Origin of the sequence: Paeniglutamicibacter sp. NPDC091659 (assembly GCF_044756805.1) — a bacterium.
Taxonomy (GTDB): Bacteria; Actinomycetota; Actinomycetes; order Actinomycetales; family Micrococcaceae; genus Paeniglutamicibacter.
On record NZ_JBIVTO010000002.1, the window covers coordinates 14,579 to 27,762 of the forward strand.

The following is a 13,184-nucleotide window of genomic DNA, read 5'->3' on the forward strand; positions in this document are numbered from 1 at the left end:
GCACCGAGGGGAGCCGAAGGATATCGCCGACTTGGTGCACGACCTTGCAGGGGACGAATCCGCCTTCGTTGCGGGTGCAGAATGCGTCGTTGACGGCGGCGAAACAGCCGGCACGGTAGCGTCGCCTGCTCCTTGAAATGCAGCGGCAAGCCACCGGGAGGGAACGATCCCCAGCTACCCCGGTGCCTCGTTGCCCGGTTCGGAGCTGATGGAGTTTCGACGCCGCTGAGCGTAGCCTGTGTTTGTCTCGGCCAAATAGTCATTGTCAGTCGTCGGTGCTTTTTGTTTCCCTTGGACGGAGAAATCCCATGGAATTCCCTTCGATGAAAGATGACCCTTTAACGATGGGTTCCTCCACATCTTCATCGGCGGAGATCGAGAATCTGCGCAACGGACTCGTTGCCAGCATTGAGGAACTGGTCCAATCCCAAACGCGTTTGCAGGGGCTGCTGTCGGCGGTCATCAGTATTTCCCAGGAATTGAGCCTGACTGCCGTTCTTCAGCATGTCGTCCAATCTGCATGCAAGCTCATGGACGCCAAGTATGGTGCGCTGGGGGTCATCGGAAAGGGCAAGAAACTGAGCCATTTCATCACCGAAGGCATAGACCCCGAACTGGCCGAACGGATAGGCCCACTGCCCACAGGCCATGGTGTACTCGGTGTCTTGATAGACGATCCGCAGCCGATCAGGCTGGATGATCTCCACAGTCATCCGGCATCAGTTGGATTCCCGCCCTTCCACCCGCCCATGCAATCCTTCTTGGGAGTGCCCATCCGCGTCCACAATGTCGTATTTGGAAACCTGTATCTAACGGAGAAGCGGCACGGCAAGTCGTTCACATCCGACGACGAGGACTTGGCCGTGGTGCTGGCCACGGCGGCGGGGCTCACCATAGAAAACGCGAACCTTTTTGACGAAGCCCGCTTGCGGACACAGTGGATTGAAGCGAGCATGCAGGTGGCCGTGCAGATGATGGACAAGAGAACCGAGGACGCGGAGTCGGGGAAAACGATTGTCGCGCGCCAGGCACTGGAGGCGTCGTCCTCCGTTTTGGCCCTGGTTGGAATCTGTGCAGGCGAGGACGGAATCATCCACGTCTCGGCGGGAGCCGGCGCCCTCGCGCCGGGGTTCCTGCGCCGTTCGTTCCGGATAGGCGAGGGGCTGGTCAAGAGGGTCTTCGACGAACAGCAACCTGTGCCGTTCAATCTCTCGGAGCATCTTCAGGGCACCGTGGAGAAAGCCGAGATCGGCCCCGCCCTCCTGATCGCACTGGGTTCAAGTGAAGCCGGCCGAGATCTCCTGATTCTGGCGCGTGGACCGGGGGTGCCGGCGTATACGGACTCGGAAATCACCCTTTCCGGGAAATACGGTTCCCAGTCCGCGCTGGCTCTGGAACTGATGCGCGCATACAAGCTTCGAGAGCAATTTGCGCTTTTCACGGATAGGGACCGCATCGCCAAGGACCTGCACGATGTCGTTATTCAGCGGTTGTTTGCCGCCGGCCTCAGCACCAAAAGCCTTGCACGATTCTTGGTCGACCCCGTGGCGCTCGAACGCATCGAGGCCATAACGAACGAACTCGACTCAACCATCACTGAACTGCGGGAGACGATCTACTCGCTCCAAGTGCCTTCAAGAACCGCCCAGTTTCTCAGCACGAGGATCATTCAGGTAGTTCGAAAGCTATCCATGTCCTTGCCGTTCGCACCGAGCCTCCATGTGGGAAGCGCCGTCGACGAGCTTGTCCCGTTCGTGATGGAGGGCCATGTCCTCGCCGTCGTGTCCGAGGGCATGAGCAATGCGGTTCGTCATGCGAAGGCAGAGAACATCAGCATTCGCGTCGACGTGGTCGATGGCACGGTTGTTGTAGTGGTTGTCGACGACGGGTGCGGTTTCAGCAAGCTCAAGAGCCAGAACGGCTTCGACAACATGAAGGCACGCGCCCAGGATCTCAACGGAACTTTTTTTGTGAAGAGTTCCAAGGAAAACGGGACCCATTTTGAATGGACGGCACCGCTTGCAGCTGGACTGGAGAGCGCAACCGCGGGATAGGACCGACATGCATGGAACCCGGTTTGGCGAGAAATCACGGCTTCGCCTGGCCCGGATTGGGTGGGAACCAACCCGTGCGGATCATCGGGACTGCCACTGGTTCATGGTGGCGCGTCGGCCGCAAATTTTTTCATGTCTTGGACGGTGCTTCCATTCGAGGTAGCCCGCAACACGGTACGCAAATGGTACGAAAGCGTCCGGTGCCGTCATCGGTTTCCTGTGGTTCCAGTGCGATAGAACGATATGTGCAAGCCAATGCATTGGCGCGTTCAGGAATGCCTCGTGGCGACCACAAGCTTGTCGAGCCGTCGGTGCTAGGCGGAAGGCGGCTGGACATGTTGGACCTGCCGTCTAAGGCGGGCAAGAGTGGACGCCCTTGACGCAAAATAGGATCCAGCGCCCATCGCCACGAACGCAAGGATGCTTAGCAGCACGGACCCGATGTACAGACCAACGATCACGAACACCAGCGCGACTACTGCACAGAGTGCCCCGGCGCCCACGATGAATCTTGGGCTGAACCGCGCATCAGAGCGCTTCATCTTCTGTTCAAGCAGGGGAAACTGCGTTGACAGGTCCTTTTCCAAGGATCGTAATACTTTCTGCTCGTAGTCAGAGAGTGGCATGGTCTTCTCCTCAAAACCTTACATAGGAGTCCAATCGCTGAGGCAAGTCCCGAATGACTGAACAACTCAAGACTCCGCGCATGGGCTGAACAAATGAAGAGTCGAAAGCCCCGCTTCTCGAACGCTGGACCATGGCAACACGGTGTGCCATCAAGCGTCGACGAGCCGGGCAATCGGCGAAGCAATGCGGCCCGTGCATGTTCGGCCTGCCGGCCATGGCCAAGGTCCTGGGTGCGATGGCCCGCGGCGACCACGACCCGCGGCTTGCCGGCGAACTGGAACGGCTGGGCCGGCTGGTCGGCGGCCGGGGTGCCTGCCACCACCCCGATGGGACGCTGCAGCTGGTCGGCAGTGCCCTGGAGGTGTTCTCCGGGGATGTCAAGGCCCACTTGGCGGGGGACTGCACACGGATGAACGGGAGGACGCCATGAGGGAAACACTGCACATCGACTGGACGCGGTGCGACGGGCGAGGGCTCTGCGTCGAGGTCTTGCCGGAGGTGTTTGATCGCGATGATTGGGGGTACCCCTGGTCAGGCATGTGCGGAGCGCGAACAGAACGAACGTAGCGATCGGTCCCGACGATGTCGAGGCCGCCAGGGATGTGGTCAGGCTCTGCCCCAAGCTTGCGCTCAGCTTGCGGCCCCGACAGGCAAACCAGCAAGCCCTAGGTCTGGACCGCCCGCTGCCACGCGCACCACCGAGGCGTGGAACCCTACTTGCATTCAGGACGAGTTTCGGGCGTCCCGGGGCGGAGACCAGACCCAGTCGCGAATTTCCGGCATGTCTTCCAGATGCAGGTGGATGTGGGTTTGGTGTTTTGCGAGCATTGCCAGGCAATGTTCCGCCAACTCGGTGCCACCGTCGAAGCTGTCGCCGACCCGGTTCAGGGCCTCCAGCGCAAGGTGGTAACGACTCATGCGGTTGAGCACCACCATGTCGAACGGCGTGGTGGTGGTTCCCTGTTCGTTGTAGCCGCGGACATGGAACCGACCCGGGTGCCTTCTCCCGTGCAGCAATTGGTGGAAGGCGCGGGCATATCCGTGCCAGGCCACAACCACCTCGCGGTCGGAGGTGAAAAGCCTTTCGAAGTCGACGTTGGTGAGCCCGTGGGGGTGGGCGTCGCGGGGAGGGAGCACGAACACGTCCATCACGTTGACAACACGGACCCGCAGGTCCGGCACATGGCGCTGAAGCAGCCACGCCGCGGCCAACGTCTCCTCCGTGGGAACGTCGCCGGCGCAGGCCATGACGATGTCCGGTTCGGTGGCGGTCGCGGCTGCGGGCTCGTCCGATGTCGTGGTAGAGGATGCGGTGACGGACAACGCGCCCCCGGTGGCGCTCCTGCCGCCTGGCGCGTCGTCGTTTCCGGCCCAATGCCAGATCGAGGCGCCGGCCGCGGCATGCCGGCGGGCGTCCTGAAGGTTCAGGTACTGCGGGTGCGATTGCTTGTCCACCACCACCAGGTTGAGGTGGTTCTTGCCGAGCAGGACATGTTCGGCTACTGCCAACAGCGTGTTGGAGTCCGGTGGAAGGTAGACACGAACCACCGAGCCGGACAGGGACAGTACGGTGTCGATCAGGCCGGGCCCCTGGTGGCTGAAGCCATTGTGGTCGTTGCGCCAACACGTCGAGGTAAGCAGGATGTTCAGGCTCGACACGGGCTGCCGCCAGGGAAGCTCGCGGGAATGCTGGAGCCATTTCGCGTGCTGGACGGTCATGGAGGCGCTCACCATGGCAAACGCCTCATAGGTGGCAAAGAACCCGTGCCGTCCGGTGAGGACATAGCCCTCAAGCCAGCCTTGGCAGAGGTGCTCGGAGAGGACCTCCATGACTCGGCCCTCCGGAGACAGATGGTCGTCGCCGTCCCGTGCCGGCGTCATCAGGCACCTGTCGGTCACTTCGAAGACGCCTCCCAACCTGTTGCTGTTGGTTTCATCGGGACTGAACAGCCTGAAACGGGGGTCCCGGGCAGTGTCCGTGTAGATGTCCCGGAACATTTCACCCAGCGGCCGGGTAGTCTCGTGCTTGGTGGATCCCGGGGTGCCGACGTCGAGGGCGTAGTTTTCCAGGGGTCGCAGGGGCAGCGGATCCATCGTGGTGCCGCCGTTGGCCCATCGGCCGGCGCCCATGCGCAAATTGCCCTGCGGGGCGAGGGCTGCAAGCTCTGGCACCAGACATCCGTCAGCGTCAAAGAGCGTTTCGGGCTTGTAGGAACGCAGCCATTGTTCCAGTTGGGACAGGTGGGCGGGGTTTTCACGGACGCTGCTCAACGGGACCTGGTGGGAGCGGAACGTGCCTTCGACCGGAACACCGTCAACAAAGTCCGGACCCGTCCATCCCTTGGGGGTACGCAGGATGACGGTGGGCCAGTATGCCGGCCCGGTCGTCCCGTTTCGGCGTGCCTGCTCCTGGATGCGGATGATCCTTGCGTGCGCGTTCCCGAGCTCCCTGTCAAGGTCGGCATGCACCAGCGCCGGGTCATCGCCGGCGACAACCACCGGATCCCAGCCATGTGCCCGCAGCAGTGACACGACCTGATCGTCGGACTGCCTGCCCAAGACCGTGGGGCCGGAAATCTTGTAGCCGTTGAGGTGAAGAATCGGTAGGACGGCTCCGTCACGGCTCGGATTCAGGAAGGCAGGGGCCTTCCACGCACCCGCCAGCGGTCCGGTTTCGGCTTCGCCGTCGCCGATCACGCAGGCCACGATGAGCTCAGGGTTGTCCATCGCGGCACCCGTGGCGTGGGCCAGCGAATAGCCCAGCTCCCCGCCCTCGTGGATGGAACCCGGGGTGGCCGGCCCCACGTGGCTGGGGATGCCGCCCGGGGTGGAGAACTGCCGGACTAGGTTCCGAAGCCCGGCCAGGTCCTGGCTGACCTCGGGATAGATTTCGGAATAGGTCCCCTCCAGGTAGAGATTTGCTATCACGGCGGGGCCGCCGTGACCGGGTCCCGCAACGAAAAGGACCTCAGCGCCGGACCTGCGGATGAGCCGGTTGAGATGGACGTAGATCAAGGAGAGCCCGGGGCTGGTTCCCCAGTGTCCAAGCAGCCGCGGTTTGATGTGCTCCGCAGCCAGCGGGATGCGGAGCAGGACATTTTCCTGCAGGTAGATCTGCGCCACCGTCAGGTAGTTGGCCGCATCCCAGTATCTGTTCAGGAGTTCGAGCCCTTCGGCGTCGCCGGTTCTCGCGTTGTCCTGCTGCACCGGGGGAGTCTTTCGATCGAACCGGTTCTTCAAGGGTTGCTCCATTTGGACGTGGTTGGATCCCTGCCCAGTCGGCTGGATCTTCGAATCGAAGGATGGGCGTTCCGCCGTTTCAACCGTTGCATGAATCCAGCAGAACGGTTAGGGACTTTGTGCCCTGTTCAGCCACTCCACAGGGCACAAATCATGGATGTTTAGGGACGGCTGGTTCTGTGCGTTTTTCTTCGGCGGGGAAACTCCGTTGAATCTTTGGATAAGCGAAAGACGGTTGATGCCATGGCGGACCTGAAGGACCGCGAGCGTCCGCAAATCGTGGTGGTGGGTCGACGGCTCCGTCTGTTCCGTGATGGCCCTCAAATGGGCTGCCAAATTGGCGCCGTCCCTTGATGCAGTCATTCGTGCCGTCACGGCATGGCACTTCGAGACCTCGTGGGGTGCCTATGCCCTTCCGGGATGGAACCCCGAAACCGATGCCCGGCAGATCCTGGCGGACGCGCTCGCCGAGGCCTTCGGCGAGCGCATGCCCGAAGGCCTGGTTGGCCGGTGCTGCCAGGGACAAGCCGCACAGGTCCTGATTGAGCAAGGCAAGTCGGCCGTCATGCTTGTTGTCGGATCGCGAGGTCATGGAGGATTTGCCGGCTTGTTGCTCGGGTCCGTCAGCTCGGCCTGCGCGGAGCATTCGTCATGCCCGGTCCTTGTGGTCCATTCCGCGACGACGGTACCGGAATCCGGGGGAGCGGGACGTGAAACCAACCATGGTCCAGTCGGCATGCCCTGAAACAGCGGACGCCTCGGTGCTCTCGATGGATGGCGCTGCCCGGCAAACCGTGGAACGGGTGCTGCTGGATCTGAAGTCCAGCGAAAAAGGCCTGTGCGACGGGGAGGCGGAGCGCCGCTTGGCCGTGGTTGGCCCCAACGCGCTGAGAACCCACAAGACCAGCCCTTGGTTCGTTCTGTGGCGGCAGCTGCGTAGCCCGATCCTGGTTCTTTTGATTGTCACCGCCGGGTTGTCCCTGTTTCTGGGGGACAAGACGAACTCGTTGGTTATCGCCGTCATCTTGACGGTCAGTGTCGGCTTGGGCTTCAGCAACGAATTCCGGGCCGAACGCGCCGCGGAGGCGCTCCACTCACGGGTCACGCACACCGTTGTGGTTCTTCGGGACGGAACCGCGCGTCGGATCGATGTTGTGGACCTGGTTCCCGGCGATGTGGTTCGGCTGGCCTTGGGCGCCGTCATCCCCGCGAACATCAGGCTGCTGTCCTGCGATGACCTCTTGTGTGACGAAAGCATCCTCACCGGGGAATCACTGTCGGTGGACAAGAACCCCGCCCCCGTCGGTGGCGTGGTGGCCACGGGCGGCCGGGCCGAATTCGGCCGGATCACCATGGGGCTGGGCGAATACCAGCCGCATACCGAATTCCAGCTGGGCTTGTAACGATTCTCGTACCGTCTCCTGCAGGTGGTAGTCGTCTTGACGACACTCACCTTCATTGCGAACCTGTTCCTGGGGCGACCGTTGATCGACTCGTTGGTGTTCTCCCTCGCCATAGCCGTGGGCATCACGCCCCAGCTGTTGCCCGCAGTGGTGAGCACTTGCCTGGCAGCTGGCGCCAGGGCGCTCGCCAAGCGAAATGTCTTGGTCAAGCGGCTGGTCTGCATCGAGGACCTGGGCGATATGGATGTGCTGGTGACGGACAAGACCGGCACCTTGACCGATGGGCGCATCGGATTCACGGCTGCGCTGCCGGTGCTTTCGACGATCCCGGCGGAGGAACTTCTTGTCCTGGGGTTGTTGTCCACGGAGGTCGACTTCTCACAGGACATTGTCTCGACCATGGGGCAGAACGCCTTGGACGCCGCACTGTGGGATTCGGGGCCGGCCCGGGACTTTGCGCCGGGCGGCTGGAAACGGCTGGACATCGTTCCCTTTGACCACCGGCGTCGAATGACCAGCATGCTGGTTGCGGACTCGGCCGGGAACCAAATTATTGTCAGCAAGGGCTCCCCGGAGGATGTCATGCGACTGTGCGTCGAGGTTCCGCTGCGATGCACAGGCCCGCCTGGATGAACAATACGACCAAGGCGCGCGGGTCGTTGCGGTGGCCACCCGTCCAGCCGCCGGTCTGACGGAGATCGGGCCCGCCGACGAACACGGTTTTCGCCTGGCCGGGTTCCCGTCGTCGAAGACAAGCCAAAGGACAACACGAAAAAGTCACTTGTCGATCTGGCGGACTTGGGCATTGCCGTAAAGATCGCCACGGGGGACAACGCCCGGGTCGCGGAAAAAGTGTGCAGGGACCTGGGACTGGCGCTGGGCGGGACACCGACCGGTGTCCAGATGGATGCCATGACTGACCAGGAACTCGGCGAGGCTGCCAGGGATTCGAGCATCTTTGCCCGGGTGTCCCCGGAGCAGAAGGCTCGGCTCATCAGGCTTCTGCGCCAACAAGGCCGGGCCGTCGCGTTCCTGGGCGACGGAGTCAACGACGCGCTTGCACTTCACCATGCAGACGTCGGCATTACCGTTGAAAGCGCCACGGACGTCGCCAAGGACGCAGCCGACATCGTCTTGATGGACAAGGACCTGGGTGTCTTGGCCGAAGGCGTTCGGGAAGGACGGCGGATCTTTGCAAGCACCATCAAGTACGTGCTGATGAGAACCTCAAGCAACTTCGGAAACATGTTTAGCGCCGCGACGGCTTCGGTTGTCTTGAGCTTCCTGCCCATGTTGCCGGGACCGATCCTGCTCAACAACTTGCTCTACGACACCGGCCAACTTGCCATCCCCGGGGACCGGGTGGACAAGGAACAACTGCTTGCCCCCTCGCATTGGGATATTTCGTTCATCCGGCGCTTCATGCTCCTTTTCGGTCCCATCAGTTCGCTCTTTGACTTTGCGACCTTCGGGCTGATGATCTTCGCGTTCCACGCGGCGCCGGGGGAGTTAAGGGCAGGCTGGTTCATTGAATCCATTGCCACGCAACCCCTGATCATCTTTGCGATCAGGACCCGCCGGGTGCCGTTCCTGCGGAGCAAGCCCGCGGCCGAGTTGCTTTGGGCGGCCATCGGAATTGTCGTGGTGGGCATTTACCTTCCGCTGTCCCCGGTGGTGGCGGTGTTGGGTTTCGATCCGTTGCCCGTGCCTTTTTCTTGTCCTTGCTGGTGCTGGTTGTGGTCTATCTCGTCTTGGTCAAGTGCGCCAAGGTTTGGTTCTTCTCCAGGCCCGTCCAACAGGCGCCGACGGTCCGCAAACGCGGCCGCCCCCACCATGTCCACCGCCGGGCTGCCCGGTTCAGCGTTGCCGGGCCAATCAGGCCGTGACGTTGCGGTTCCGGGCTGGCCGTGCCCCAGCAGGCTTCGTAACCTGCCCCGAGCGCCAAGGCGGGGAGAGCGCAGCGTATGAGGAGCCGTCGTCCGTTCTTGGCCTGGACCGAGTCGTCGCGGGCGCGGCGCACCCAAGTGCCCGGGGAGGGCACTTGGGTGCTGCTTGAGGCGGCGAAGGATCCCGTTCCTCGTGACCTATGGCATCGGCACGAGGGCGGCTGTGGCTTCGGCGATCGCGCGTGCTTCATCGGTGGGGACCACGAGAACCGGGAATGCGGAATCCATGGAGCTGATGCAGCGAGGTTCCCTTGATGCGCTGAGGTTGGCGGCATCGTCGAGCGCGATTCCCAGCGGGGCCAGCTTTCCGACAACCAGGGAACGGAACCGGGGCGAGTTTTCCCCGATGCCGGCGGTGAAGACCAGGGCCTTGGCGCCGCCGACGGCCACATGATAGCCGCCAATGTATTTTGCGAGCCGGTAGGCGGCAATCTCCAGGGCCAGCCGGGCCTTGTCCTGGCCGGCAATAGCGGCTTCCTCGATGGACCGCATGTCGCTTAGGCCGCACAGGGCCTGGAACCCGGACTGCAGGTTCAGGAGCTCCTCGATGGCATCGGCGTCCAGGCCCCGACGCTGCAGGAACAGCACGACCGAGGGATCGATGTCCCCGCATCGCGTACCCATGACCAATCCGTCCACCGGGGTGAACCCCATGGATGTATCGATGCTGCGGCCCCCCTTGATGGCTGTCACCGATGCGCCGTTGCCCAGATGTGCGACGACGCCGTCGAACTGCCCAAGGGGGAGCCCGAGGAAACGGGATGCCGCCCGGGTGACAAACTCGACTGAGGTTCCGTGAAAGCCGTAACGGCGGATCCCGTAGTTGTTGTAGAGGTCTTCCGGGATGGCATAGCGCCAGGCCGACTCGGGCAACGTCCTATGGAAGGCCGTGTCGAAGACCGCCACCTGGGGGATCCCGGGCCAAGTGGTGCCGGCGGCGCGGATCCCGCCGATGTCGTCGGGATTGTGAAGCGGGGCAAGGTGGGACAAACGCTCCAATTCCCCGATTGTCTCTTCGGTGAGCACCGTGGGTGCGATGAATCGCTCTCCGCCGTGAACCACCCGATGGCCGATGGCATCGATCTTCCGCCCCGCCAGGGCCGCGAGCACGAGCCGGTTGATTAGGTCCAGGGACGGGACATGGGCGTTGGATGCGTCGGTTCCGGCTCCGCCCCGGACGGCCTTCTCAACCAGGCCGTCCGCCAGGACCTCGGATTTCCCGTGGGCGTTCGAATCCCGGAACCGGTGCAACTGGAACTTGATCGACGAGGAGCCGGAATTCAGCACCAATATCAGCATGTTCCCATCCTCCGCTGGTTGTTGTTTGAGCGTACGAGTGGTTCGGGCCATGGCGAAGCGTGGCAGTGTTCCTTGCGACCTGGTCCTGGGCAACACTGCCGTTCGAAGGCCGTTGAGGCAGGCGCCGGATAGGTCCCTGCTGCGGATCTGGCCCCGTTGGCTGGCCTTGTCCGCGTCGGACCCAGCGGTCCCTGTGCGGCGGCCATGACCGTGCAATGGTGCCTCCTCCGGGGAATGTCCTCAATGCCACAGCTTAAGTCCGCGGAACCACAAATGACATGGGCATGGGAACCCCGGCCGTGCGCTGCAAAGGTGTTTCGCCGCGACCATGGTCGCGGCGTCTCGTCGTTTCCTGAATGGACCGAAGATGCCGAATTCGCAATGGGTGGTGGCCCGACGGGGTCTTTGGGCCCTATCTGTGTGCGCTGGAGGAACGTTTACTGGAGACAACAACATGCCCTTGGGCCGACTGCTGTTTGCCGCAGGTTTCAGGGGCCGGAAGATTTCAATGGGCGAGGGCCGGACAAACACCAGTGGAGCCAGGAAGGCATACCGGCCTGGGCGTCGGTCCGGCTCCGCGGGGGATGCCCTCAAGCGACTGCGACGATAAGAAGGCCTGGCATGACAAAGCATCAGCACCCGAGCCTCAGGTTTCTCGGCGGGACGGGAACCGTGACAGGTTCGAAATACCTTTTGGACACCGGTGGGCAAAGGATCTTGGTGGACTGCGGCCTTTTCCAGGGATATAAGCAATTGCGCGATCGTAATCGCACTCCACTGCCCGTGCCGGCGGCTTCCATTGACGCCGTCGTTATCACCCACGCCCACCTTGACCACACCGGCTATCTGCCTGCCTTGGTCAGGGACGGCTTTGCCGGTCCCATCCATTCCAGCAAGGGCACCGCACAATTGTGCAGCCTGCTTTTGCTTGACAGCGGCCATCTTTTGGAAGAAGAGGCGCAGTACGCCGCTCACAAGGGCTCGTCCATTCACCATCCGCCCCTGCCTCTCTATACGGCGGCAGACGCGGCGCGATCGCTCAAGAGCTTCCGAACCCATGAATTCGATGATCGATTCGAGGTTGCAGACGGCGTCGACGTCACATTGATCCCGGCCGGCCATATTCTGGGGGCCTCCCAAATCCACCTCGGCGTCGGTGGCATCGGCATTCACTTCACCGGAGACCTCGGCCGGCCGGATGATCCGCTGATGAATCCACCGCGTGGTCTGGAATCGGTCGACGTGTTGGTGACCGAGTCGACCTATGGGAACCGAAACCATTCTCCGGAGGATCCCGGCGAGGAACTGGGAAATCTGGTCACGCGGGTCGCCAAACGCGGCGGAGTCGTCCTCATCGCGGCATTTGCCGTGGGTCGCGCCGAGTCGATCCTTCTGTCTCTGTCGCGGTTGCTGGCCAAAGGCAAGATACCGGCGGTGCCGGTCTTCCTGAACAGCCCCATGGCCATCGACGCCTCCCTGATCTATCAACAACACAGGGAGGAACACCGGCTTAGCGACAAGGATTTCGCTGCGATGTACGGGCTGGCGACGCTAACACGGACGGCGGACGAGTCCAAGTTGCTGAACTTGCGAGGCGGCCCCATGATCATCATTTCCGCAAGTGGGATGCTTTCCGGCGGAAGGATTCTTCACCACCTCTCCGCCTACGGGGAGGACCCGAAGAACGCGATAGTGCTTGCTGGCTACCAGGCGGGTGGGACGCGCGGGTCCGCACTGGAGAGCGGGCAGCGGACACTGAAGATCTATGGCGAATATGTGCAGATCAGGGCCGAGGTCGTCTCAATAGATGGATTCTCCGCCCACGCGGATGCGGACACATTGATAGGCTGGATGAAGGAAGCTCCCACGGCCCCGCGGATGACATACATCACCCACGGCGAACCGGAGGCGTCGGACACGTTGCGATTGCGCATCAAACACGAGCTGGGTTGGCGTGCCCGGGTGCCCGAGCACCTGGAATCCGTGAATCTTCGAAACCCGAGCTGAGTTCCGGCGAAGCACTGGAACGGACCCGTCTGAACCAGGCAGTGTTGGTTTAGACGGGTCCGCAGGTGTTGGCCGTCGGCCGTGGTGGGCAAAAAACCCCATTGGAAGGCCGCCGGGATGTCTCGTGAAGCCCCGGCCAGGCGCCCTCTATGCGTTTTCGTTGACAACGAGAACCGGACAGTGGGCATGTGCTGCACAGGCAGCGGCAACCGAACCGATCCGCAGACCAAGGAAGCCGCCCCCGCCGCGCCGTCCCAGGACCAGCATTCGCGCGTTGGTGCTTTCCTCGACGAGGATCTTCGCGGGGTTGCCGCGCCTCAGTTCGATACTCATCCTGGTGGGCCGTTCCATGCCGAACGCCCTGTCGAGCGCGTGCTCGACCCGGCGTCCGGCTTCGCTCTCCAAGATGTCTGCCTCCCGGAACCCGTCGTCTGGAATTTCCGCGGCAAAGTAAACGCCCGACTCGTTCCAACAGCAGATGATGTGCAGGCGAAGCTTCAGCGCTGCCGCGATCTCTGCGGCAGTTTTCATGATGTGTGTGGAGTGCTCGGATCCGTCGATGCCGGCAATGACGCGACCGGAGCATTCGGGTGTCGGAGCCATTGTCT

General features: G+C 62.4%; 11 protein-coding genes and 1 pseudogene. 8 read left to right on the forward strand and 4 right to left on the reverse strand.

Annotated elements, in window-relative coordinates; translation table 11 throughout:
* The first annotated feature begins 308 nt into the window (after nucleotides 1-308).
* The gene (locus ACIQLF_RS04965; RefSeq protein ID WP_400295097.1) at nucleotides 309-2,054 is read left to right on the forward strand and encodes a GAF domain-containing protein; all 1,746 of its coding nucleotides are present in this window, start codon (nucleotides 309-311) and stop codon (nucleotides 2,052-2,054) included.
* A 314-nt stretch (nucleotides 2,055-2,368) separates the two neighbouring features.
* On the opposite strand, the gene ACIQLF_RS04970 is transcribed toward ACIQLF_RS04965, so the two are convergent.
* Nucleotides 2,369-2,680, reverse strand: a complete 312-nt coding sequence (locus ACIQLF_RS04970) for a DUF3040 domain-containing protein (protein WP_400295099.1) — start codon at nucleotides 2,678-2,680, stop codon at nucleotides 2,369-2,371.
* 131 nt (nucleotides 2,681-2,811) lie between these two features.
* Between ACIQLF_RS04970 and ACIQLF_RS04975 the strand changes: the two genes are divergently transcribed.
* Nucleotides 2,812-3,111 carry an NADH-ubiquinone oxidoreductase-F iron-sulfur binding region domain-containing protein gene (locus ACIQLF_RS04975; RefSeq protein WP_400295101.1) on the forward strand — a complete coding sequence of 100 codons (300 nt, stop codon included), beginning with the start codon at nucleotides 2,812-2,814 and terminating at the stop codon, nucleotides 3,109-3,111.
* Nucleotides 3,108-3,248, forward strand: a complete 141-nt coding sequence (locus ACIQLF_RS04980) for a ferredoxin (protein WP_400295104.1) — start codon at nucleotides 3,108-3,110, stop codon at nucleotides 3,246-3,248. The genes ACIQLF_RS04975 and ACIQLF_RS04980 overlap by 4 nt, the downstream gene beginning before the upstream one ends.
* A gap of 156 nt (nucleotides 3,249-3,404) precedes the next feature.
* Here ACIQLF_RS04980 and ACIQLF_RS04985 read toward each other — a convergent pair whose 3' ends face one another.
* Entirely contained in the window at nucleotides 3,405-5,888 is a 2,484-nt protein-coding gene (locus ACIQLF_RS04985) for a phosphoketolase (protein ID WP_400295107.1), read from the reverse strand.
* Nucleotides 5,889-6,234: 346 nt separating this feature from the next.
* On the opposite strand from ACIQLF_RS04985, the gene ACIQLF_RS04990 reads away from it, so the two are divergent.
* The 4 genes and pseudogenes from ACIQLF_RS04990 (at nucleotide 6,235) to ACIQLF_RS05005 (ending at nucleotide 9,292) form a co-directional block, all read left to right on the forward strand.
* A complete protein-coding gene (locus ACIQLF_RS04990) occupies nucleotides 6,235-6,666 on the forward strand; it encodes a universal stress protein (protein ID WP_400296373.1) in 432 nt (143 codons plus the stop codon).
* 25 nt (nucleotides 6,667-6,691) lie between these two features.
* A pseudogene (locus ACIQLF_RS04995) lies at nucleotides 6,692-7,459 on the forward strand (HAD-IC family P-type ATPase); the annotation flags it as partial.
* Nucleotides 7,460-7,843: 384 nt separating this feature from the next.
* Nucleotides 7,844-7,957, forward strand: a complete 114-nt coding sequence (locus ACIQLF_RS05000; RefSeq protein WP_400296375.1) for a hypothetical protein — start codon at nucleotides 7,844-7,846, stop codon at nucleotides 7,955-7,957.
* 156 nt (nucleotides 7,958-8,113) lie between these two features.
* Complete coding sequence (locus ACIQLF_RS05005) at nucleotides 8,114-9,292, forward strand: HAD-IC family P-type ATPase (protein ID WP_400296378.1); 1,179 nt, start codon at nucleotides 8,114-8,116, stop codon at nucleotides 9,290-9,292.
* 116 nt (nucleotides 9,293-9,408) lie between these two features.
* On the opposite strand, the gene ACIQLF_RS05010 is transcribed toward ACIQLF_RS05005, so the two are convergent.
* Nucleotides 9,409-10,569: an acetate/propionate family kinase gene (locus ACIQLF_RS05010; protein ID WP_400295110.1), complete on the reverse strand. Its 1,161-nt coding sequence runs from the start codon at nucleotides 10,567-10,569 to the stop codon at nucleotides 9,409-9,411.
* Between the two features lie 621 nt (nucleotides 10,570-11,190).
* Here ACIQLF_RS05010 and ACIQLF_RS05015 point away from each other — a divergent pair.
* Entirely contained in the window at nucleotides 11,191-12,576 is a 1,386-nt protein-coding gene (locus tag ACIQLF_RS05015) for an MBL fold metallo-hydrolase RNA specificity domain-containing protein (protein WP_400295112.1), read from the forward strand.
* Between the two features lie 147 nt (nucleotides 12,577-12,723).
* Here ACIQLF_RS05015 and ACIQLF_RS05020 read toward each other — a convergent pair whose 3' ends face one another.
* On the reverse strand, nucleotides 12,724-13,179 hold the full coding sequence (locus ACIQLF_RS05020) for a universal stress protein (protein ID WP_400295115.1): 456 nt from the start codon (nucleotides 13,177-13,179) through the stop codon (nucleotides 12,724-12,726).
* Nucleotides 13,180-13,184: the final 5 nt, after the last annotated feature.

Coding starts and splice junctions, on each gene's coding strand:
- ACIQLF_RS04965 (WP_400295097.1), top strand. CDS start 309: ATGGAATTCCCTTCGATGAAAGATGACCCTTTAACGATGGGTTCCTCC.
- ACIQLF_RS04970 (WP_400295099.1), bottom strand. CDS start 2,680: ATGCCACTCTCTGACTACGAGCAGAAAGTATTACGATCCTTGGAAAAG.
- ACIQLF_RS04975 (WP_400295101.1), top strand. CDS start 2,812: ATGGCAACACGGTGTGCCATCAAGCGTCGACGAGCCGGGCAATCGGCG.
- ACIQLF_RS04980 (WP_400295104.1), top strand. CDS start 3,108: ATGAGGGAAACACTGCACATCGACTGGACGCGGTGCGACGGGCGAGGG.
- ACIQLF_RS04990 (WP_400296373.1), top strand. CDS start 6,235: ATGGCCCTCAAATGGGCTGCCAAATTGGCGCCGTCCCTTGATGCAGTC.
- ACIQLF_RS05000 (WP_400296375.1), top strand. CDS start 7,844: ATGCTGGTTGCGGACTCGGCCGGGAACCAAATTATTGTCAGCAAGGGC.
- ACIQLF_RS05010 (WP_400295110.1), bottom strand. CDS start 10,569: ATGCTGATATTGGTGCTGAATTCCGGCTCCTCGTCGATCAAGTTCCAG.
- ACIQLF_RS05015 (WP_400295112.1), top strand. CDS start 11,191: ATGACAAAGCATCAGCACCCGAGCCTCAGGTTTCTCGGCGGGACGGGA.
- ACIQLF_RS05020 (WP_400295115.1), bottom strand. CDS start 13,179: ATGGCTCCGACACCCGAATGCTCCGGTCGCGTCATTGCCGGCATCGAC.